Source organism: Corynebacterium flavescens, from assembly GCF_008693105.1.
Lineage (GTDB): Bacteria > Actinomycetota > Actinomycetes > Mycobacteriales > Mycobacteriaceae > Corynebacterium > Corynebacterium flavescens.
The window spans coordinates 54,552-75,983 of record NZ_VXKK01000039.1 but is presented as its reverse complement, the minus strand read 5'-3'; the positions used below and the strand labels follow the sequence as shown (position 1 = coordinate 75,983).

The window sequence follows — 21,432 nt, the reverse complement described above, 5'->3', positions numbered from 1 at the left end:
TTTTAGGCGGAGTGAGCGAGCATCCGGCGTGCGCTGGCGGCGGGGGAGAGGTCGAGGCGCCGCAGCAACTGTGCGTTGAGGGCTACAACGACGGTGGAGGCAGACATGAGGATCGCTCCCACACTCATCGGTAGGACGAATCCAATTGGTGCGAGCACCCCGGCCGCCAGCGGGACGGAAATGAGGTTATAGCCTGCCGCCCACCACAGGTTCTGCTTCATCTTTCGGTAGGTAGCTCGGGAGAGTTCGATGACCGAGAGCACGGAACGCGGATCGGAGGAGGCGAGGATGACACCGGCGGAGCCGATGGCGACGTCGGTTCCGGCCCCGATGGCGATGCCGACGTCGGCTTGCGCCAGTGCCGGAGCGTCGTTGACGCCGTCCCCGACCATCGCGACTTTCTTGCTTTCTTTTTGCAGTTGTGCGACTGTGTCAGCCTTGTCTACGGGGCGCACCCCGGCAAAGTAGCGATCGATTCCCAGCTCATGGGCCACGGTGGCGGTGACGGCCTCGGCATCGCCGGTGATCATGATGACTTGGGCGTTTGCGGCATGTAGTGCGTCGACGGCGGCGCGCGACTCGGGGCGAATCTCATCCGCCAGCCGCAGTGCTCCTATGACGCGGGAATCGGCGAGAACGTGGAGGATGATGGCGCCTTCCGCCCGCCAACGCCTCGCAATGCCTAGCTCAGCGAGGCCGTGTTGCTCGAGGAGGTAAGGCCCGCCGACCTCGATGGCGGTGCCGCCGACGGTTGCAGTGACCCCGACTGCCGGGGAGGAGGCGAAGTCGTGAGCCCGGGCGACGTCGAGGCCGCGCTCCGCTGCGGCCTGGGTGATGGCACGGGCAAGTGGGTGCTCGCTATCGGCCTCCGCGGCCGCAGCGAGTGAGAGCACCTCGTCTTCGGTTTTATCGCCGGCTGGTTGGACGCCGGTGACGGTGGGCTCGCCCTTGGTCAGGGTTCCGGTCTTATCGAAGAGCACGGCGTTGACGTTGCGCATCGATTCCAGGGCGAGGCGATCCTTGATAAGCACTCCGCCGCGGGCGGCGCGCTCGGTGGCAATGGAAACCACCAGCGGGATGGCCAGCCCCAGTGCGTGCGGGCAGGCGATGACGAGCACGGTAATGGTGCGCACCACTGCCTCCGCCGGCAGGCCAATGAGGTTCCAGACCAGCGCGGTCATTGCCGCAGAACCCAGAGCGAACCAGAACAACCACGCCGCTGCAGTATCGGCGATGCGCTGGGCGCGGGAAGTCGAGGATTGGGCAGCAGAGACGAGTTTCTGGATTCCGGCCAGTGCTGTATCTTCGCCGGTTGCTGTGACCTCAACGCGCAGCCCGGAGTCAGTGGCGATGGTTCCGGCGACGACCTTGTCACCGACCTCGCGGCGCACCGCGCGGGATTCGCCGGTGACCATAGACTCATCCAACGCCGCCGATCCCTCGACGATCTTGCCATCCGCTGGAACCGCAGCGCCCGGGCGCACGATCACGACGTCGCCGACCGCCAGCTCAGATGGGGCCACGGCTACCACGTCATCGCCGACAACCTTCTCAGCTTCGTCGGGCAGCAGCGCTGCCAGGGAATCAAGCGCGGAGCTGGTCTGGGCCAGTGAGCGCATCTCAATCCAATGCCCCAAAAGCATGATGACTATGAGCAGCGCCAGTTCCCACCAGAAGTCGAGCTGGTGGTCGAGGAGTTCAAGGCTCGCACCCCACGAGGCCAAGAAGGCCACCGTGATGGCCAGGGCAATAAGCAGCATCATTCCGGGCTGGCGGGAGCGAATTTCACCTATCCCGCCGCTGAGGAAGGGGCGTCCGCCCCAGAAGTACATAATCGTACCGAGTACCGGGGATACCCAGGGGATCCACGCGGCAGCGGGCAGCTGATAACCAATGAGATGGGCGAACATGGCGTTGAACCCCACGACTGGAACGGCCAAAGCGAGCATGATCCAAAACAGTCCTCGGAAGCGCGCGACATGGTCGCCGTGACCGCCGTGCATGCCAGCCATACCCGGCATTCCAGCCATATCGTGCATGCTCTTCATATCGTGCATGTTGGCCATGTCATGCCCGGAATGAGCGTCGGATTCGGAATGCATAGTCTTGTGATCGCCGTGCATGGCGTGTGCGTGTTCGGAGTGGTGTTTGTGTGCTTTGCTCATACTCGGTTCCAGCTTCCTTGTTTAGTCTGCCTCGGTCGTGGTTCGACTATGCGGCCGGTTGTATCTCGCTTTCGGTTACCCACTTATGATTGGTCATTTTCATGCCTCCCGCCTCGTAATCGACGACATAGACGGTCTCGTCGGTCGAGGAGGAAACGGTCGCGGCGCCACCGTCCATGCCCTCCACGTGGTCGGCGTTGACGGTGACCGAGGCGCCATCGGCTAGGCGCTCGGAGCCGGCGTCCGCAATCTCCTCTTGGACTACCCAGCGATGATCACGCACGGGATCGCCACCGGTTGTGGGCGTGTAGTCGATGGCATAGACATAGGTGGCGTAGGCGCCCACGATGGTGGCCTTTGCTCCCTGCATGCCCTCCATGTGGTCAGTACTCAACGTTACTTCATTGCCGACCGGGTATTTCGGATCGGTGGCCTCGGTCATCCCCGCGGGCACTGGCCCGCCATCGGCCGGATGTTTCATGTCGCCGAGGTTCATGCCTGCGTGCATTTCGCCGTCCTTCATTTCCCCCTCGCCGTGCCCGCTGTGCATCTCGTTTTCATCCGTTTGTGTGGTCGGGGAGGCCTGCTCATCGGTTCCGGTGGAACAGGCATTCAGCGTCAGTGCAGCGGCGAGGAGTCCCGCGGAGGCGAGACTTAGGGCATGGCGCGGCGTGCGGGGGAGGGGCGATCGGGGCCCGGAGTCGGCTTCCATTGAGTCTTTTAGTGCAAATAGCATGCTCTTCAGCTCCTTGGGATCGGTACTATCCACGATCGACATTATACCCCATGGGGGTATAATTCAAGGGGCAGAAGGAAGAAAGCCGCCTCAAAGATCGAGGCGGCAGTGGGGTGCCGTCTCCCCCGTCGTGGGCCGGCACGAGTAGCTATGAATCGAGCAGGCTGCCCATCTTTTTTGCAATCATCTTGGTGGCGAGCTTTGGGTTCAACCGCGAGATCCTATCCATCATCGCAGCATCACTGCCGATGGTGGCGCGAAACTTTTCCTTCTCTATGGCCTCGCCGATGGACTCTGCGGCTTCCTGAGGGCTCGTGGTCTTTTGCTGTGCAGCCTCGCTAGATTCGCTGCGCACCCGCAGTCCGGAGTTGGTGGCGATATCGGTGGCGATGGCGCCGGGGAAGATGACACCCACGGCCACATTGGTGTCGAGAAGCTCGGCGTAGAGGGCCTCGGTAAGCAGCGTCACCGCCGCCTTCGATGCCCCGTAGGCCGCCTGGCCTGGCACTGGGGCGAAGGCGGCCATGCTGGCGACATTGAATAGCGCGGCTTGGGGCCGCTCGAGGAGAACCGGCAAGAAAGCCTTGCAGGTGTTCATCGTGCCCCAGAAGTTGACGTTCATGACCTTCTCAATTTCGGAGAAAGGAAGATCGTTGACGCGCACAAATTGCTGGATGACGCCAGTAATATTGATGAGGCCATCGACCTGGCCATCCGCCTCTGTGACTTGGGCGGGCAAGGCGGCGACGGCCTCTCGGTCTGTGATATTGACGGCGTGTTGCGTGAAGCGCGAGCCGGCACCGGCTTGATTCGCAGTCTCTGCCAAGCCGACAGCGTTGAGATCCACGCCGGCGACCAACGCGCCCTTAGTAAGTAGAAGGAGGGTGACCGCGCGGCCGATTCCGTTTCCTGCGCCGGTTACCACGATGGTCTTGCCTGACCTGTCCATGAGAGCATCTTTTGTGTATTGGCACACAATTGGCCGATCTAATTGCATAGATCACTCTACTCTTTGGTATTCGGGTGGGGGAGCGATAAGAGACAATGGGAATCGTGGTGAGAAACTCATGAGAGGCTGGATGGAGCGCTGGCAGGTGGCGCTGTATGTACTCAGCATCGCTGCGGGTGTGCTTGTCGGCCTCGCGTTTCCCGGTTTGGCCCATCCCGCGCAGTTAGCCATCACGCCGTGTCTGATGGCGTTGCTTTATGCCACCTTCCTCGCCATCCCCTTTGCCAAGGTGACCCAGGCTTTTCGGGACTGGCGGTTCCTGGCGGCCATCCTTGTGCTTAACTTCGGGGTGGGCCCAGCGGTGGTGTGGCTGCTGACCAGGCCGCTTGCCCACGACCAAGCACTGCTGGTGGGGGCGCTTTTCGTGCTGCTGTGCCCGTGTGTGGACTATGTCATCGTCTTCGCCGGACTAGCCGGCGGTGATAGCAAGCGGCTGCTCGCCGCCACTCCCTTGCTCATGGGCCTGCAGATGCTTATCTTGCCTCTCTACCTAAGGCTCTTCGCGGGAGGAGGCGTGGTTGGCGCAGGAGAATTCGGGCCTTTCCTTGAGGCTTTCGTACTTTTTATCGCGGTACCACTTGCGGCGGCCATCCTCACGCAGGGGTCGGCGAAGCGCTCGAAGTCGGCGAGCGACTGGGAGGAAACGGTCGCCGCGGCGATGGTGCCGCTAATGATGGCGACGCTGGCGGTGGTGGTCGCCTCGCAGATCGACAAGGTCAGCGCCCAGTCTGGACGGCTCTGGGCCGTGGTACCGGTCTTCGTCTCTTTCGCGGTCGTCATGCTGCTGGTCGCGCTGGCGGTGTCCCGGGTGTCCCGGATGGACTCCGCAGGTACCCGCGCGCTGGCCTTTAGCGCTATCACGCGCAACTCGCTGGTAGTATTGCCGCTCGTCCTCTCCCTGCCGGCGGAGTTCGCGCTGGCACCCCTCGTCGTGGTGACCCAGACACTGGTGGAGTTGGTGCTCATGGTCATTCTGGTTCGAGCGCTACCGCGCTGGGTGAAATAACCTGTGCGAGTCTCGCCGGGCGCCGTAGGGTGGGGGCCATGGAGACCTTTCGGAAAAGAGTGCAAGAAAGCGACCAAGCCGGAGCGGAGGCAGCCGGCCTGCGCTGGCTCGCCCAGGCCTGCCCGGAAACGGTGGTTCGCGTCGTATCCTATGGTGCCGACTTCGTCGAGACACAACAGGTACGTGAGGTGCGGCCGACCCCAAAAGCTGCCTTCGAGTTTGGCGTTAACCTCCGGCGCATCCACGATGCCGGAGCCCCCGCCTTCGGCAGCCCACCGCAGGGATGGGAGGGAAAAAACTACATCGGGCGTGTTAGCCAGGAATGTACGCCGAGCGACGATTGGGGCCAGTTCTACGCCGAGCAACGTGTGCTGCCCTTCGCCGAGGGGGCTGGGCTGCGCCCAGAGCAGCTCGACAGCGTTAAGCGCGCCTGCGCCGCCATCGAGGAAGCCAGCTGGGACATTGCTCCTGCGCGCCTGCATGGGGATCTCTGGGCCGGAAACCTACTTTTTAGTGTGGCAGGAGGAATAGTCATTGACCCGGCCGCTCACGGCGGTCACCCGCACACAGATTTGGGCATGTTGGCACTGTTTGGGGCACCTTATCTGGAGGAGATTTTCCGCGGCTACGGTGCCCCGCGCGATATCGAACGTTGGATTCCCCTGCACCAGCTCCACCCCCTGGCAGTGCACTCCTTGACCCACGGCGCTGCTTATCACCGCCCGCTCCAGCGCGCTGCCGCACTCACCCTCGAACTGCTCACAGCTTAAAGCCTGCTATGTCCTTGCGGTTGTTGAGCAGCTGACGCTGCTTGGCGGCGTCGCGGCCCTAAGCAGTGGCAGGCCCACTCGGCATGACTCGCTTGTGCGCTCCCTTCTTCCACAGGAACTCGATACGCTCGCGGGCTGACTCTGGAACCTGTTTGCCCTCGAGGTAGTCATCGATGTGGGCATAGGTAACGCCCAGCGCCTCCTCATCGGGCAGCTGCGGCTTATTGTCTTCTAGATCTGCCGTGGGGACCTTCTTCCACGTGGAATCCGGCGCTCCCAAGTGGCGCAGTAGCTGCGCGCCCTGGCGCTTGTTGAGTCCTTCTAGCGGAAGGAGATCTGCTGCGCCATCGCCCCATTTGGTGAAGAATCCGGCGAGGTTCTCCGCAGCGTGATCGGTGCCGATGACCAGTGCACCGACCTCACCGGCCAGGGCGTACTGGGCTGTCATGCGCAGGCGTGCCTTGATATTGCCGCGGTTGAGATCCCCGAGCCCGGGCGCGTCGAGGACTCCGGACACCTCGCCCTCGAGGGCGCGGGTGGCGGTGGCGATATTGATAGTGGGGCGGTGAGCGGGCCGGATAAAGTCCAGCGAAATCTGGGCATCGGCCTCGTCGGCCTGGACGCCATAGGGTAGGCGGACCGCCCAGAACTCCGCGCCTGCAACGCGCGCGACGGCGAGCTGCGCTAAGCGCCCAGCCAGCGTGGAGTCTTGACCTCCGGAAATGCCGAGCACGTAGCCCTTGGCGTCAGTACGGCGCAGATAATCGGCTAAGAACTCGACCCGCGTTTCAATCTCTGTTTCTGGATCGATAAAGGGCTTAACACCCAGGACGTTTATGATCTCTTCTTGCAGTGTGAGTGGTGTAGTTGACATGACGTTCATGGTAGCTGCCTGCCACAATGACTGTTTGTGAATAGCCAAACTTATGTCAAGGTCGTGGCCGGCATAGCAGCCCTCGGTGGACTGCTATTTGGCTACGACACAGGTGTTATATCCGGCGCCTTATTGTTTATCACCCCGGAATTTAATATGACCGCCCACCAGGAAGGCTGGGTGGCTTCGACGCTGCTGATCGGCGCGATGCTCGGCGCGCTGCTAGCCGGGCGGGTGGCAGATCGCTACGGGCGGCGGACAACCCTTATCCTCGGTGGCCTCATATTCGTCGCCGGGTCCATCTGGTGTGCTCTGGCCGGAACTATCGGCAGCTTGGCGCTTGCGCGGGCTTTCCTGGGAGTGGCAGTCGGTGGCGTTTCTATTGTTTCACCGATGTATATCTCCGAGATCGTGCCAGCCGCCGTGCGCGGGCGCATGGTCTCACTCAATACCTTGATGATCGTCGTGGGACAGCTGATGGCTTATCTGGTCAACTCTGCTCTGGCCACGAGTGCCAACTGGGAACTCATGCTGGGTCTAGCTGCCGTGCCTGGACTTTTATTGGCGGTGGGCATGTTCTTCCTGCCAGATACGCCAATCTGGCTGGCCACTCGCGGGCACGGGGAGAAAGCGCGGGCCATCGCTACCCGCGCCGGGATGCATGTTGAGGAATTAGCCTCGGCAAATGCCGCTCGCCGGGCAGGGCGCTCGGAGTGGTTTAGCCTTAGGCGCTTCCGGTGGATGCAGGTAACAGTACTGCTGGCCATGCTCATGGGACTTACCCAGCAGATTACCGGGGTCAACGCCATCATCTACTTCGCCCCGACGATGATGAATAAGGTGGGCATATCTACGGAGAACTCCGTCTATACCTCAATAGTCATCGGGTTAGCCTCTGTGGTCGCCTGCATCATCGGTCTCAAGGTCATCGATCGCATTGGTCGCAAGCGCCTTTTGCTTATAGGTCTCAGCGGCAACGTCATCTCGTTGCTTATTCTCTCCGTGGCTTATTCGCAGGCGGATGGCTCGACCACGATGGCTATGATTTCGCTCGTGTTTATGGCGTTGTTTATCGCCTTCCAACAGGCTGCGGTTTCTCCAGCGACGTGGTTGCTTATCTCGGAACTAGTTCCTTCGCAGGTGCGAGGCCTGGGCATGGGCATTGCCGGGCTCTCCCTCTGGCTGACCAACTGGGCCGTGGCTCAATATTTCTTGCCGCTGGTGGAATGGCTTTCTGGTTCGGTGGCTTTCCTAGTCTTTGCCTGCCTCGGGCTCGTTGCCGTGGGCTATACGCGCGTCCTTATTCCGGAAACAATGGGGCGCAGCCTTGAGCAAGTCAGTGAGGAAATGGAGCGGCGTTACGCCAAGGTTTCCTAGTTTTGGTTCTTTCGTGCACGTGGGGTATTATTTTCGATCGTGTCATGGTCGGGTTTATGCCCGGCTTTGCTTTAACTATTCAACCGCATTTAGATTGCGCATAACGAAAGGAGCGCCCGATGAAGGTCCGCAAGTCGCTTCGGTCGCTGAAGAAGAAGCCGGGCGCCCAGGTTATTCGCCGCCACGGTAAGGTCTTCGTGATCAATAAGAAGGATCCGCGTTTCAAGGCCCGTCAAGGCTAGTCTCGCATAAACAAAGGCCTCCGGCCCTTAGCTTCTGCTTTTCTTTAAAGAAAGGCGTTTCAAGTTAGGGTCCGGAGGCTTTTGCGTTGCCTGGACCGCTAGGCAGATGCTTGGCGATGTCGCCTCCACCCGCATCGTGTGAAATGCGTCACGAAATCGGGGCGTCGTCTAGCGAATGTGCAGGATGGCTTCGGGGGCTGTGAAGGGGAGGGGGCAACATATGGGCCGGGGAAAATTCCATCCTGGGAATACCACGCGTGTAACTACTACATGTTGTGTTGGTTGCGAGAACGAGGCACAAAGTATAGTGTCATGGGTACCGCTCACGGAGTTAAGAAACTCCCGCTGAGCCTATATTTTTAAGCAGCAGAACCCCGCCCCGTCCGCAGGTCCCCGGGCCCATCGTCTAAGGAATGAAGAATGTCTATCACCTTGTACACCAAGCCAGCTTGTGTCCAGTGCAACGCCACCAAGAAGGCTCTCGACCGCGCAGGTCTGGAGTACACCATGGTAGATGTCACCGTCGATGATGAGGCCCGTGACTATGTCATGGCCCTGGGATACGTACAAGCGCCCGTTGTCTACGTTGATGGCGAGCACTGGTCCGGTTTCCGCCCCGAGCGCATCAAGGCGCTGGCAACCACTGCCGTTGCCGCCTCGGCTTAGGAGCTAGAGCCATGCTGGTTGTGTATTTCTCCTCCACCACGGAAAATACGCACCGCTTCGTGGAGAAGTTGGGCTTGCCCTCAGCGCGCATCCCACTCCACCGCGGGGACCCAGATCTCATCGTCGATGAGCCTTATGTCCTCGTGTGCCCCACGTATGGCGGGGGAGCCTCCATTAGCCACCAGAACTCACGGCCGGTTCCGAAGCAGGTCATAAAGTTCCTCAATAATGAGCACAACCGCTCCCTTATCCGGGCAGTGATTTCTGGGGGGAATAGCAACTTCGGCGCAGATTTTGGCAAGGCAGGGGACGTCATCGCCGCGAAATGCGGCGTTCCCTATGTTTATCGCTTCGAGCTTCTAGGTACCGAAGAAGACGTGCGCCTGTGCCGCGAAGGGCTTTTAGAAAACGCTTCTGCGCTAGGTCTGCCGCTCGCTGCCTGATGAGGCGCGGGGCGGGGGACCTTATTTAGTTTTACCGGGTCAAATAAATACAGAAAGGTCTCTTAGAAAAAGTGACTATCCAGATGGGGAAAACCGTAGCTGAGCCCGTCAAGGCGGCAGAACAGCTTGATTATCACGCACTCAATGCGCTGCTCAACCTCTATGACGAGAACGGGAACATTCAGTTCGACAAAGACCGCGAGGCAGCGAACCAGTTCTTCCTGCAGCACGTCAACCAAAACACCGTCTACTTCCACGACTTGGAAGAAAAGATCGACTACCTGATCACCAACCAGTACTACGATCCGGCAGTAATTGCGCAGTATGACTTCGCCTTCATCAAGTCCCTGTTCAAGCGCTCTTACTCTTTCAAGTTCCGCTTCAAGTCCTTCTTGGGCGCGTTCAAGTACTACACCTCTTATACGCTCAAGACCTTTGACGGCCGCCGCTACTTGGAGCGCTTCGAGGATCGCGTTTCCATGACCGCGCTCTTCTTGGCCAATGGTGATGAGACCATCGCCGAGCACTTGGTTGATGAGATTATGACCGGGCGCTTCCAGCCGGCCACGCCTACCTTCCTCAATGCGGGCAAGGCGCAGCGCGGCGAGCTGGTTTCCTGCTTCCTCCTGCGCATCGAGGACAACATGGAGTCCATCGGGCGCTCCATCAACTCTGCCCTGCAGCTTTCCAAGCGCGGCGGCGGAGTGGCCCTTCTGCTGACGAATATCCGCGAGGCCGGCGCCCCCATCAAGCACATTGAGAACCAGTCCTCCGGCATCATTCCCGTGATGAAGCTGCTCGAGGATTCCTTCTCCTATGCCAACCAGCTCGGCGCACGCCAAGGCGCGGGTGCGGTCTATCTCAACGCCCACCACCCAGACATCTTGAGCTTCCTCGACACCAAGCGCGAGAACGCGGATGAGAAGATCCGCATCAAAACCCTGTCGCTCGGCGTTGTCATCCCTGACATCACCTTCGATCTGGCCAAGCGCAACGAGGACATGTACCTCTTCTCGCCTTATGACGTCGAGCGCGTCTACGGCAAGCCCTTCGCAGATATTTCTGTGAGCGAGCACTACGAAGAGATGGTGGAAGATCCCCGCATCACGAAAAAGAAGATCAACGCGCGCCACTTCTTCCAGACCTTGGCGGAGATTCAGTTCGAGTCCGGCTATCCCTACATCATGTACGAGGACACGGTAAACCAGGCCAACCCGGTCAAGACCGGCTGGATCAACATGTCCAACCTGTGCTCGGAGATCCTCCAGGTGAACTCGGCCTCCGAGTTCGCCGATGACTTAAGCTACAAGAAGATGGGGGAGGATATCTCCTGCAACTTGGGCTCGCTCAACATCGCGGCCACCATGGATTCGCCTGACTTCGCCCTCACGGTGGAAACCGCCATCCGCGGCTTAACCGCAGTGGCCGATAAGACCGCCATTGATTCGGTCCCTTCGGTTCGCAAGGGCAACGATGACTCCCACGCCATCGGCCTTGGTCAGATGAACCTGCACGGCTACCTCGGGCGTGAGCACATTGAATACGGCTCGGAGGAAGGACTGGACTTTACCAACGCCTACTTCGCTGCGGTACTCTATGCCGCCCTGCGCGCCTCCAACCGGATCGCCCGCGAGCGCGGCGAGTACTTCACCGAGTTCCCCCAGTCTGAATACGCCTCCGGCGAATTCTTCGACCGCTACGATCCCGCCGAGTTCGCCCCGCAGACGGATAAGGTCAAGGAGCTTTTCGCTGCTTCCTCCATTCACACCCCCTCCGCCGAGGATTGGGCGGCGTTGAAGGCGGACGTGGCCAACTACGGGCTCTACAACCGCAACCTGCAGGCCGTGCCACCAACGGGTTCGATCTCTTATATCAACAACTCCACCTCCTCGATTCACCCGATCGCCTCCAAGATCGAGATCCGCAAGGAGGGCAAGATCGGCCGCGTGTACTACCCGGCTCCGCACATGGACAACGAGAACCTTGAGTACTTCAAGGATGCCTACGAGGTGGGCTACGAGAAGATCATCGATACCTACGCCGTGGCCACCAAGTACGTCGATCAGGGACTCTCGCTGACGCTGTTTTTCAAGGACACCGCCACCACCCGCGACATCAACCGCGCTCAGATCTACGCCTGGCGCAAGGGAATCAAGACCCTCTACTACATCCGCCTGCGCCAGATGGCTCTGGAGGGTACCGAGGTCGAGGGCTGCGTTTCCTGCATGCTCTAGGGTGCACCTAGCTCGGAGTATTCCAGAATCTGTACCAGTATTAGCTCCAGCATCAGCTTTTAGTTGATGCTGGTGCGTGCTGTATCGAGGATTGCCCGCGCCAGCGCCTCGGCCTCGTCGGGGCGCGAGTCACAGATGGCGCGGGCGAGGTCGAGATGCAATTCCGCCGTGCCGCCGAGGGGATTGCGCTTGGCCGAGCCAAAGACAGACTTGCCCTTGAGCAAGGATAAAAGTGAAGGGGCCAAGGCCGCGAACATCTCGTTGCCCGAGGCGTGCAGCACCATTGTGTGGAAACGCAGGTCTGCGGCCAACTCCTCCCCGGTCCGCGGTGATGGCGTGTTTTCCAGTTCATGGAGCTTGCGCGCTAGCGCCAAGATTTCACGGCGCTCTTCAACCGGCGCACTAGTGGCTGCTAGACGCGCCGCCATTGGCTCAATGGAAAGACGCAGTTGGTTGAGCGAGCTAACTTGCTCCTGCCGCGTTTTCTCATTGCTCAGGCGCCAAGAAATGATGGCGTGATCAAAGACCGACCATTCCTGCATGGGCAGCACTGTGATGCCCACCCTGCGTGAGGATGAAACCAAGCCGAGTTGCTCCAGCGCCCGCATGGCCTCACGCGCCACGGTGCGCGAGACATTGAAACGCTCGGAGAGACTCTGCAAGGTAAAAGTCGACCCGGGGACAATGGCGCCGCTAACAATGTCTGATCCAACACAGTCGAGGACGCTATTGAGCAGCGGCAGGGAGTGGTCCGTTGAAGTAGTCAAGGCTTATGGCCTCCAGTAGGGGATAGGGGAGAGGGTTGGGGAAGCTGAAAGCGGAGTAGCAACGAGTTAGGGGGTGAAGCTACAACGCTTAAAGCTTTAGAGATTAGAACAACGATATAAGTCTCTCTAAAATACCTTGCTTCCTGCAGCAAATCAGCGAAATGTGCAACATTTGTATCACCTTTGCATTGCTTTCTCGTTCAAGTACTGCGAATTGCTGCTTTGGCAGGTCAAGCTAATAGTTCCCGCCAGTGCGGAGGTTGAGTAGGCTGGGGTGCTGAACTAAGTTCTGTAATCTACCTCGATCTACTAGAGAGCAAGTGAGGGAATAACGCGTGTCTCACGACTACGACTCATATGTAAAAGACCACGAAAAGCCGGTTAAAGCCATTAACTGGAACACCATCCCCGATGAAAAAGACCTCGAGGTGTGGGAGCGGTTGACGGGTAACTTCTGGCTTCCTGAGAAGGTTCCAGTATCCAATGACATCCCCAGCTGGAAGACCTTGACGGAGAAAGAAAAAGAGACCACCATGCGGGTCTTCACGGGTCTGACGTTGCTGGACACCATCCAGGGCACCGTGGGTGCGGTCTCCCTGCTTCCCGATGCCGCCACGCTGCACGAGGAGGCCGTCTACACCAACATTGCGTTTATGGAGTCCGTCCACGCGAAGTCTTACTCCAATATCTTCATGACTTTGGCCTCCACCCCCGTCATCAACGATGCCTTCCGTTGGTCGGAGGAGAACGCGAACCTGCAGCGCAAGGCCAAGATTGTCCTGTCCTACTACGAGGGCGAGGATCCTTTGAAGAAGAAGGCTGCTTCCACTCTGCTGGAGTCTTTCCTCTTCTACTCCGGCTTCTACCTGCCGATGTACTTCTCCTCACGCGCGAAGCTGACCAACACCGCGGACATCATTCGCCTCATCATCCGCGATGAGGCTGTGCACGGCTACTACATCGGCTACAAGTTCCAGCAGGGTTACAAGAAACTTAGCGCCGAAGAGCAGTCGGAGCTCAAGGAGTACACCTTCGATCTCCTCTACGATCTCTACGACAACGAGATCTCCTACACCGAGGACCTCTATGATGACTTGGGCTGGACCGAGGACGTCAAGCGTTTCCTGCGTTATAACGCCAATAAGGCGCTCAATAACCTGGGATTCGAGGGCCTGTTCCCAGTGGATGAGACCCGAGTTTCGCCTGCCATCTTGTCCTCCCTTTCGCCCAACGCCGACGAGAACCACGATTTCTTCTCCGGCTCGGGTTCCTCCTATGTCATCGGCAAGGCCGAGGACACCACGGACGACGACTGGGACTTCTAAAGAGGGCGCGATAGCCGCTTATCTGCTGTTAATGTGTCTGGCATGCCGCCTATAGCCAGTACCATTCAATCTGTTCCCGCCTCTGGCATCCGGAGGATCTTCGAGCTCGCAGCGGGAATGGAGGATGTAATCCCGCTTAGCGTCGGGGAGCCAGGCCTTGCGGTCTCGCAGGAGATTCGCGCTGCAGGGGCACGCGCTTGGCGGGAGGACCCGATAAACTACACGCCCAATAGCGGGCTGCCCGCACTGCGCAGTGCCATTCGGGGGAAGCTGGCGCTGCATAATGGATACGCCGTGGAGGAGGAGCAGATCCACGTCACGGCGGGTGGCGCGCAGGCGTTGCACATGGCGATGACCTTCACGTTGAGTGCCGGCGATGAAATCCTGATTCCGGATCCGGGCTATGCCACCTTCGCCATGGCTCCGCGCTTGCTCGGGGCAGTTCCGGTGCCCTATGAGCTGCGCCAGGAGCGAGGGTTTCTGCCGGATGTGGCCGAACTAGAAAAGCTAGTGGAGCCGCGCACCCGCGTGCTGCTGGTGAATTCGCCTTCGAATCCTCTCGGCGTGATCTTCCCGGAGGAGACCGTGCGTGAGTTGGTGGGCTTCGCCGCGCGCCATGACCTGTGGATCATTAGTGACGAGGTCTATGAATACCTCACTTTTGAACCCGGCTTCACCAGCTTCGCCGCAATAGACACCGAGGCCCGCGTATTCAGTATCTATTCTTTTTCTAAGACCTATGGCCTTACCGGTGCACGGATTGGTTACCTGGTCACGCCACCCGGCCTCAGTGAGAGATTCCGCGCGGCCCAAGAAGCAATCGTCAGCTGTGTGAGCGCGCCGGGTCAAGCGGCTGCCCTAGCTGCGATCGGCGGGGATGGATCCGATATTGCCGCTGCCCGCGCGCATTATGCAGGCAACATTCAGGCTGCCTGTGGGCTGCTCGATTCGATGGGAATTTCTTATCAGCGTCCCGCAGGTGCCCTGTACCTGTGGATCGACGTTTCTTATGCCAGCGGAGGAGACGTGGCCGCCTGGGCAGAGAAGTTCCTCCTCGAGTGCAAGGTCGCTCTGGCGCCAGGCGTGGCTTTCGGGGCCGCGGGGGAGGGCTGGGTCCGAGTGTGTATTGCTGCGGAGCGCGAAGAACTGCTGCAGGGCCTGAGCAGACTGCCCTCCGCGCAGCGCATTCAAGGAGAGGACTAGAAGGGATCAATCTATTGGTTGATTCATACCGGGGGAGAAGAACAGCTCGTTTTGGAGCTCGAACTGTCCAAAAATTGTGGCCTATCCCACTTCTTAATGTGGGGGAGTGTGGACAGGCTAGATTCTGCGGCGCTACGTGCTGGGGCTATGTGACGCATGTGGCGCCTAGCGGTGGGGGTGAGTGCGCGGAGGAGTATGGCCGCAAGCTGGATAATTGATAGTGAATTCCCCTAATATAGTTCGAGTAAACCTAGGTGTCATTCGGCCTCGCCGAGTGGCACTTGTAAATCAGGAGGATTTAAATGACCGCTGTGGCGCCACGGTTGGACGATTACGTCCCACCAACACGTCCGGAGCCGACCGGCAGTTCCAAGACCGGTTCCAAGGCTTGGGTATTTCTAACCACCACCGACCACAAGCAGCTGGGCATCATGTACTTGATCATGTCCTTCAGCTTCTTCTTCCTTGGTGGCTTCATGGCACTGCTCATCCGCGCTGAGCTTTTCAGCCCGGGCCTGCAGTTCCTTTCCAACGAGCAATTCAACCAGCTGTTCACCTTGCACGGCACCGTCATGTTGCTGCTCTTTGCAACGCCGGTTGTCTGGGGTTTTGCCAACTACATTCTGCCGCTGCAAATCGGTGCACCTGACGTGGCTTTCCCGCGTTTGAACGCATTTGGTTTCTGGATCACTCTGACCGGCGGCATCGTGATGCTGCTCGGCTTCGCCACCCCGGGTGGCGCTGCTGACTTCGGTTGGACTATGTACATGCCTTTGGCTGACTCCATCCACACTCCGGGCATCGGCGCGGATATGTGGATTGTCGGTGTGGGCGCAACAGGCGTTGGTACCATTTCTTCCGCCATCAACATGCTCACCACCATCTTGACTCTTCGCGCACCGGGCATGACCATGTTCCGTCTGCCGGTGTTCACCTGGTGTATCTTTACCGCTTCCGCATTGGCACTGATGATCTTCCCGCTGCTGACCGCTGCGGCTCTGGGCGTGCTCTATGACCGCAAGCTCGGCGGCCACATCTTTGATTCCGGCAACGGCGGCGCCATTCTGTGGCAGCACCTGTTCTGGTTCTTCGGCCACCCCGAGGTCTACGTCCTGGCACTTCCGTTCTTCGGCGTTATCTCCGAGGTCATCCCGGTCTTCGCCCGCAAGCCTGTCTTCGGCTACGTTGGCCTGGTCTTCGCGGTTCTCGCCATCGGCGCCCTGTCCATGGCCGTCTGGGCTCACCACCTCTTCGTCACCGGCGCGGTGCTGCTCCCATTCTTCTCCTTCATGACGTTCTTGATTGCGGTTCCTACCGGCGTTAAGTTCTTCAACTGGGTCGGCACCATGTGGAAGGGGCACATCACCTGGGATACCCCGATGATTTGGGCTCTGGGCTTCATGGCTACCTTCCTCTTCGGTGGTATGACCGGCGTTATGCTGGCCTCCCCGGCGCTGGACTTCCACCTCGCGGAGTCCTACTTCCTCATCGCGCACTTCCACTACACCTTGTTCGGCACCGTTGTATTCTCCGCTTTCGCGGGCCTGTACTTCTGGTTCCCCAAGATGACCGGACGCATGCTCGACGAGCGCCTGGGCAAGATTCACTTCTGGCTGACCTTCGTTGGCTTCCACGGCACCTTCTTGGTCCAGCACTGGGTCGGCAACATGGGTATGCCGCGTCGCTACGCTGACTACCTCGAGACCGATGGTTTCACCGTATTCAACCAGATCTCCACCATCTTCTCCTTCGTCTTGGGCGCTTCCGTTATCCCGCTGGTATGGAACGTGTTCAAGTCTTGGCGCTACGGCGAGATCGTCACCGTTGATGACCCTTGGGGCTACGGCAACTCCCTCGAGTGGGCAACATCTTGCCCGCCGCCGCGTCACAACTTCGTCTCACTGCCGCGTATCCGCTCCGAGCGCCCCGCGTTCGAGCTGCACTACCCGCACATGGTTCAGCGCATGCGCGCGGAGGCTCACGTTGGCCACCAAGGCGTCGATCACCGCAGCGATGTTCACCAGTCGGTACCTCCTACCGAGCCGGTATCCGCTAAGTAGCGTGACCGTTATTCAACGCTCCTGATAGGCCGCCTTCTCCAGAGATTCTTCTCCGGGGACGGCGGCTTTTGTGATCCGTGGTCTGAGACACTGCCGGGCATAGCCAGCCATGGCAGCACAAAGGCTGGATGCGATGTGTGCTTCGGCTGCGTGCGGTGGAATAATGTCCTGCGTGGATACTCTCAACGAATCTTTTGCAGTTATCACCGCCTCGGGGCCAGACAAGCCCGGGGTCTCTGCCGCATTCTTTCGCGTCTTAGCCTCCTACAACATTGAGCTGGTTGATGTGGAGCAGGCCATTTTTTCTGGACGCATCTCCTTGGCTGCCTACGCTCACATCGATGCCGCCCGCGTTAAAGATATTGAACGCGGGCTGAAGAACACTCTCAGCATCTACGGGCAGTCCATCACCATCATGGTGGAGGAGGGCGCACGCGGCTCGCGTCCGCGCTCCACCCATGTCCTCGTCGTGCTGGGGTCGAGGGTTACGGCGCACGACGTCTCCTCTCTGGCGCAGACTCTGGCCAACTTCAACGCCAACATCGACCGCATTCGCGGCCTTTCCTCCAAGCCGCTGACCGGCATTGAATTCTTTGTCACCTTGGAGGGAAGCGAGGACACCGTGCGCGCTGCGCTCACGCAGCTTTCGGGCGAGCTGGGAATCGACATTGCTATAGAGCGTGCCGGCCTGCAACGCCGTTCCAAGCGCCTCATCTGCTTTGATTGCGACTCGACACTGATTACCGGTGAGGTCATCGAGATGCTTGCGGCGCATGCAGGCAAGGAGGCCGAGGTCGCCGCCGTCACGGAGCGCGCCATGCGCGGAGAGCTCGATTTCGAGGACTCCCTGCGCGAGCGCGTGGCTACCTTGGCCGGGCTGCCCGAGTCCGTCATCGCTAAGACCGCAGCAGGCATTGAGTTGACCCCGGGCGTGCGCACGACGATTCGCACTCTCAAGCACATGGGGTACCGGGTTGCGGTGGTCTCCGGCGGCTTCATTCAGGTCCTCGAGGGCCTGGCTCGGGAGCTCGACCTTGATTATGTTCGGGCCAACACGTTGGAGATCGAGGACGGCAAGCTTACCGGCCGAGTCGTTGGCAAGGTCGTGGACCGCAAGGCCAAGGAGGAGTTCCTCCGAGAGTTCGCCGCGGATTCCGGTTTGCAGATGAGCCAGACCGTCGCGGTGGGAGACGGCGCCAATGATATCGACATGATTGCGGCTGCGGGACTCGGCATTGCTTTCAACGCCAAGCCGGCGTTGCGTGAGGTGGCGGATGCTTCCGTCAACCACCCATATATGGATGAGGTGCTGCAGCTCCTGGGGATCCCTTCCGAGGAGATCGTTGTTGACTAACTTCGAGGTTGCACACGCGCGCCTTGTGGCCGCGGCGACCGGGCGGGATTGGCACGAGGATCCAGAGGATCCCGCACGCCCAGAGACGGTGCAGGCGATGCAGATCGTCTTGAACCTACCCAAGCAGGAGCCGCCTTCGCGCACGGTGGCGCTCGAGGCGGCGGCGCGCGCCGTGGTCTCGGTGTGTCTCGATGATCGCGCCGGCGAGGAGGGCGCTTTCTCGCAGGCGCTTGCGCACTGGTATGGCCACCGCATTCGCAAGATCGCGCGGCGGGCCCGTAACAAGGCCTGGCGCGATGTGCAGGCCCTGCCAGGGGTGAGCGTTGCAGACACCGCGCGAGCATTCGCGCCCTCGGCTCTGTCCGAAGTGGACCCCCAATTGTCCAAGCTGCAGATAGGCCACACGGAGCTCGCCCACGATGAGCCGGGCCCCGCGCTTGGCGATGTCCCCGTCATCTACATCGATGCCTCACTCCCGATGTCCGCTGGCAAGGCTGCGGCCCAGGTGGGTCATGGCTCGATGCTATTGGCCGGACACATGGATGTAGAGGAGGCGCGGGCTTGGGCCCAGCGCGGTTTCATGCTTTCGGTGCGCGAGGTGCCGACGGAGCAGTTTCTTCGCGCCTGCGCGCAGCCGGGGGCCGTGGTGGTGCGCGATGCCGGATTTACCGAGATAGCCCCGGATTCCGCCACGGTCTGCGCCCTTCGTCGCCCGCTAGAGGGTTTGATTTAGCTCGCTATGCGGCGGCAACTCAACGTGGGAGTAAACCGCTAGATCGTCGAATTTGTCGTTGAGGTATTGAGCCGCCCGCGCAATTCCCTCGAGTTCAAAGCCGGCCTTTTCGGCCACTCTCCTCGAGGCGAGATTGTCTACCGCCGCGCGCAGCTCCACCCGCACGTAGCCTTCGGCGTGCGCCCATGCAGTGACGGTGCGCAACGCTTGAGTTGTCATCCCGCCGCCGCGGGCCCAAGGCGCGCAGTGGTAGCCTATGTCCCCGGCCAAGCTGCCGTGTGGACGAAATTCGATGACTCCGCAGAACTTATCGTTGTCGTCGACCATGGCCCAGGCGAGGTGGTCGAGGCCGATGAAATCGATGGCCATTTCCCGGGTATAAGGACGCGGGATGGTGGTGAAGCGCTGGGTGAGGGGGTCGGTGCAGGCGGTGTGGAGCAAGTCGACGTCGTCAAGCGTGAGGGGGCGCAGGCCAGCTAGAACGGGAACGTTCATCGGGTTTCCACCAATCTTTTTAGGGCGCTTTTTACCACCTGAGGATCGGTGGTCTGCCACATGGGTGGCATGGAGGCCCTGAGGAATCCACCATAGCGTTTGGTGATGAGCCGGTTGTCGAGGACTGCAACGATCCCGCGATCCTCCACCGAGCGCAATAGGCGTCCCGCACCCTGGGCCAGCAAGAGCGCGGCGTGGGTGGCGGAAACCTCCATGAAGCCGTTGCGGCCTGCTGCCTGCGCGGCCTCGGTGCGTGCCTGCATGAGCGGGTTATCCGGGCGAGGGAAGGGGATGCGGTCAATAAGAACCAGGGAACAGGCGGGTCCTGGCACGTCGACCCCCTGCCACAGGGTGAGGGTGCCAAAGAGGCAGGAGTTCTCGTTCTTGCTGAAGCGATCCACCAATGCGCCGATGGAGTCCTCACCCTGGACAAAGATCTCGAAGGGGATCTGCCCGCGTAGTTCCTCGGCAGCTTGTTGGGCCGCGCGACGGGAGGAAAACAGCCCCAGCGTGCGTCCCCCCGCGGCCATGATGAGCTCTTTGATTTCCTGTAACGTGGCGGGCGCTATCCCATCGCGTCCGGGGTTGGGCAGGTGCTTGGCCACATAGAGAATTCCCTTCTTGGCGGGATCGAAGGGGGTTCCTGCGTCGAGGGAATCCCAGGTGCCCTTAGGCATGCCCCACTGAGCGGCCATAGCGTCGAAGCGCCCACCTAGTGCCAGGGTGGCGGAGGTGAGAACCACGGTTTGCTCGCCGAAGAGCTTGTCATGCAGCATCCCGGCGATGGAGAGTGGGGCGACGGCTAAGGTATCCGTCATGGAGCGCTCGTCTCGTTCCATCCACACCACATCCTCGTGGGCCGAGGGATTGTCGGTGGCGAAGACATCGAGGATGCGCACGACTGCCTCGGACATGGTGGCCAGGTGATTGGCCAGGTTTTGGCGCTCGGCGAAGGTCTCAGGTTCGTTGGCCTGCTCGCCCTCAGGCGCCCGTGCGATGGCGTCTTTGCATTCGCGCAGGGTATCTCCCACGGCGGTGAGCTGCTGCTTGGCGTTATCGGGCAGATCTACCCAGCGCCCCGGTTCGAATTCGCCCAAGAGCATGGCAAACTCGTCTGCTAGTTGGGACAGACGCTGATCTTTTCCTTCCGCTCCCAAGGACTTGGCGCGATTGGAGGCCATCTTGAGCGCACGCCCGGTGATTTCCGCGGTGGAGACCGAGGTAATTCTTCCGTCGAGCTCGTGGGCCTCGTCGACGATGACGACGTCATGTTCGGGCAGGATATTGATATCGGAGATGGCGTCAATGGCCAAAAGGGCGTGGTTGGTTACTACGATATTGACATCGGCGGCCTTGCGGCGTGCGGCCTCGGCGAAGCAATCCTCGCCATGCGGGCAGCGAATGGCCCCAAGGCACTCTGCGGAAGTCACCGACACCTGGCGCCAAGCCAAGTCTGGCACGCCCGGATCGAGGTCCTCGCGGTCGCCGCTTTCCGTCTCCTGCGCCCAAGCGTGGACGCGCTGGATGTGGCGGCCCATGCGCGAGACCTCGGACTCGTCGATGAGGGCATCGTCATGGGCTAATTGTTCACCCTGTGCCACCTTGTTCAGGCAGAGATAGTTTGAGCGGCCTTTCATAATGGCGAAGGTAGGCGCGGTCTCCAGCACCGACTCCAGCGACTCAACTAGGCGAGGTAGGTCGCGCTCAACCAATTGACGCTGCAGGGCCAGTGTCGCCGTGGAGACGATGACCGTGTGGCCGGTCTCCTGGGCATGGGCAATGGCGGGGACTAGGTATGCCAGCGACTTTCCGGTGCCAGTTCCTGCCTGTACCGCTAAATGGCGCTCTTTATGGAGCGCGGCGGTCACGGCATCTGCCATGGCCACCTGGCCTTCGCGCCGGGTGCCGCCGAGGGAGGCGACGGCGGCGTCGAGAAGCTCGGTGGTGGATAGGTTTTGGGGCTGGTCACTCAC

At 60.3% G+C, this 21,432-nt stretch carries 19 protein-coding genes; 12 read left to right on the top strand and 7 right to left on the bottom strand.

Annotated features, from left to right (window positions below; all coding sequences use genetic code 11):
- Window positions 1-2: 2 nt before the first annotated feature.
- The 3 genes from F4V60_RS10025 to F4V60_RS10015 form a co-directional block, all read right to left on the bottom strand.
- Window positions 3-2,165 carry a heavy metal translocating P-type ATPase gene (locus F4V60_RS10025; protein WP_075730451.1) on the bottom strand — a complete coding sequence of 721 codons (2,163 nt, stop codon included), beginning with the start codon at window positions 2,163-2,165 and terminating at the stop codon, window positions 3-5.
- A 46-nt stretch (window positions 2,166-2,211) separates the two neighbouring features.
- A complete protein-coding gene (locus F4V60_RS10020) occupies window positions 2,212-2,901 on the bottom strand; it encodes a YdhK family protein (protein WP_249041628.1) in 690 nt (229 codons plus the stop codon).
- 148 nt (window positions 2,902-3,049) lie between these two features.
- The gene (locus F4V60_RS10015) at window positions 3,050-3,850 is read right to left on the bottom strand and encodes an SDR family NAD(P)-dependent oxidoreductase (protein ID WP_075730450.1); all 801 of its coding nucleotides are present in this window, start codon (window positions 3,848-3,850) and stop codon (window positions 3,050-3,052) included.
- A 118-nt stretch (window positions 3,851-3,968) separates the two neighbouring features.
- Between F4V60_RS10015 and F4V60_RS10010 the strand changes: the two genes are divergently transcribed.
- Together F4V60_RS10010 and F4V60_RS10005 are read left to right on the top strand one after the other, a co-directional pair.
- Window positions 3,969-4,916: an arsenic resistance protein gene (locus F4V60_RS10010; protein WP_075730449.1), complete on the top strand. Its 948-nt coding sequence runs from the start codon at window positions 3,969-3,971 to the stop codon at window positions 4,914-4,916.
- 38 nt (window positions 4,917-4,954) lie between these two features.
- Entirely contained in the window at window positions 4,955-5,686 is a 732-nt protein-coding gene (locus tag F4V60_RS10005; protein ID WP_075730448.1) for a fructosamine kinase family protein, read from the top strand.
- A 58-nt stretch (window positions 5,687-5,744) separates the two neighbouring features.
- On the opposite strand, the gene nadE is transcribed toward F4V60_RS10005, so the two are convergent.
- Window positions 5,745-6,569: an ammonia-dependent NAD(+) synthetase gene (gene nadE, locus F4V60_RS10000; RefSeq protein WP_075730447.1), complete on the bottom strand. Its 825-nt coding sequence runs from the start codon at window positions 6,567-6,569 to the stop codon at window positions 5,745-5,747.
- A gap of 27 nt (window positions 6,570-6,596) precedes the next feature.
- On the opposite strand from nadE, the gene F4V60_RS09995 reads away from it, so the two are divergent.
- The 5 genes from F4V60_RS09995 (at window position 6,597) to nrdE (ending at window position 11,522) form a co-directional block, all read left to right on the top strand.
- Window positions 6,597-7,937: a sugar porter family MFS transporter gene (locus tag F4V60_RS09995; protein ID WP_075730446.1), complete on the top strand. Its 1,341-nt coding sequence runs from the start codon at window positions 6,597-6,599 to the stop codon at window positions 7,935-7,937.
- Window positions 7,938-8,056: 119 nt separating this feature from the next.
- Complete coding sequence (ykgO, locus tag F4V60_RS09990) at window positions 8,057-8,179, top strand: type B 50S ribosomal protein L36 (protein WP_003847162.1); 123 nt, start codon at window positions 8,057-8,059, stop codon at window positions 8,177-8,179.
- Between the two features lie 420 nt (window positions 8,180-8,599).
- Window positions 8,600-8,845, top strand: coding sequence for a glutaredoxin-like protein NrdH (nrdH, locus tag F4V60_RS09985; RefSeq protein ID WP_075730445.1), 246 nt, complete (start codon window positions 8,600-8,602; stop codon window positions 8,843-8,845).
- A gap of 11 nt (window positions 8,846-8,856) precedes the next feature.
- Window positions 8,857-9,288 (top strand): class Ib ribonucleoside-diphosphate reductase assembly flavoprotein NrdI, encoded by a 432-nt coding sequence (gene nrdI, locus F4V60_RS09980; RefSeq protein WP_075730444.1) that lies wholly within the window; start codon window positions 8,857-8,859, stop codon window positions 9,286-9,288.
- Between the two features lie 71 nt (window positions 9,289-9,359).
- Window positions 9,360-11,522, top strand: coding sequence for a class 1b ribonucleoside-diphosphate reductase subunit alpha (gene nrdE / locus F4V60_RS09975; RefSeq protein ID WP_075730443.1), 2,163 nt, complete (start codon window positions 9,360-9,362; stop codon window positions 11,520-11,522).
- 59 nt (window positions 11,523-11,581) lie between these two features.
- Here nrdE and F4V60_RS09970 read toward each other — a convergent pair whose 3' ends face one another.
- Window positions 11,582-12,289: a FadR/GntR family transcriptional regulator gene (locus F4V60_RS09970; protein ID WP_075730442.1), complete on the bottom strand. Its 708-nt coding sequence runs from the start codon at window positions 12,287-12,289 to the stop codon at window positions 11,582-11,584.
- Window positions 12,290-12,624: 335 nt separating this feature from the next.
- Here F4V60_RS09970 and nrdF point away from each other — a divergent pair, with 335 nt between their 5' ends.
- From nrdF to F4V60_RS09945, 5 genes are all read left to right on the top strand, one after another.
- Window positions 12,625-13,614 (top strand): class 1b ribonucleoside-diphosphate reductase subunit beta, encoded by a 990-nt coding sequence (gene nrdF / locus F4V60_RS09965; RefSeq protein ID WP_075730441.1) that lies wholly within the window; start codon window positions 12,625-12,627, stop codon window positions 13,612-13,614.
- Between the two features lie 42 nt (window positions 13,615-13,656).
- Window positions 13,657-14,817, top strand: coding sequence for a pyridoxal phosphate-dependent aminotransferase (locus F4V60_RS09960; RefSeq protein WP_075731294.1), 1,161 nt, complete (start codon window positions 13,657-13,659; stop codon window positions 14,815-14,817).
- Between the two features lie 302 nt (window positions 14,818-15,119).
- Entirely contained in the window at window positions 15,120-16,877 is a 1,758-nt protein-coding gene (gene ctaD, locus F4V60_RS09955; protein ID WP_075730440.1) for an aa3-type cytochrome oxidase subunit I, read from the top strand.
- A gap of 163 nt (window positions 16,878-17,040) precedes the next feature.
- Complete coding sequence (serB, locus tag F4V60_RS09950) at window positions 17,041-18,231, top strand: phosphoserine phosphatase SerB (protein ID WP_075730439.1); 1,191 nt, start codon at window positions 17,041-17,043, stop codon at window positions 18,229-18,231.
- Window positions 18,224-18,964: an aminoacyl-tRNA hydrolase gene (locus tag F4V60_RS09945; RefSeq protein ID WP_075730438.1), complete on the top strand. Its 741-nt coding sequence runs from the start codon at window positions 18,224-18,226 to the stop codon at window positions 18,962-18,964. Before serB ends, F4V60_RS09945 begins: the two co-directional genes overlap by 8 nt.
- Here F4V60_RS09945 and F4V60_RS09940 read toward each other — a convergent pair.
- Window positions 18,947-19,459, bottom strand: coding sequence for a GNAT family N-acetyltransferase (locus tag F4V60_RS09940; protein WP_075730437.1), 513 nt, complete (start codon window positions 19,457-19,459; stop codon window positions 18,947-18,949). The two genes, F4V60_RS09945 and F4V60_RS09940, sit on opposite strands and share 18 nt — an antisense overlap.
- Window positions 19,456-21,432: an ATP-dependent DNA helicase gene (locus F4V60_RS09935; protein ID WP_075730436.1), complete on the bottom strand. Its 1,977-nt coding sequence runs from the start codon at window positions 21,430-21,432 to the stop codon at window positions 19,456-19,458. The genes F4V60_RS09940 and F4V60_RS09935 overlap by 4 nt, the downstream gene beginning before the upstream one ends.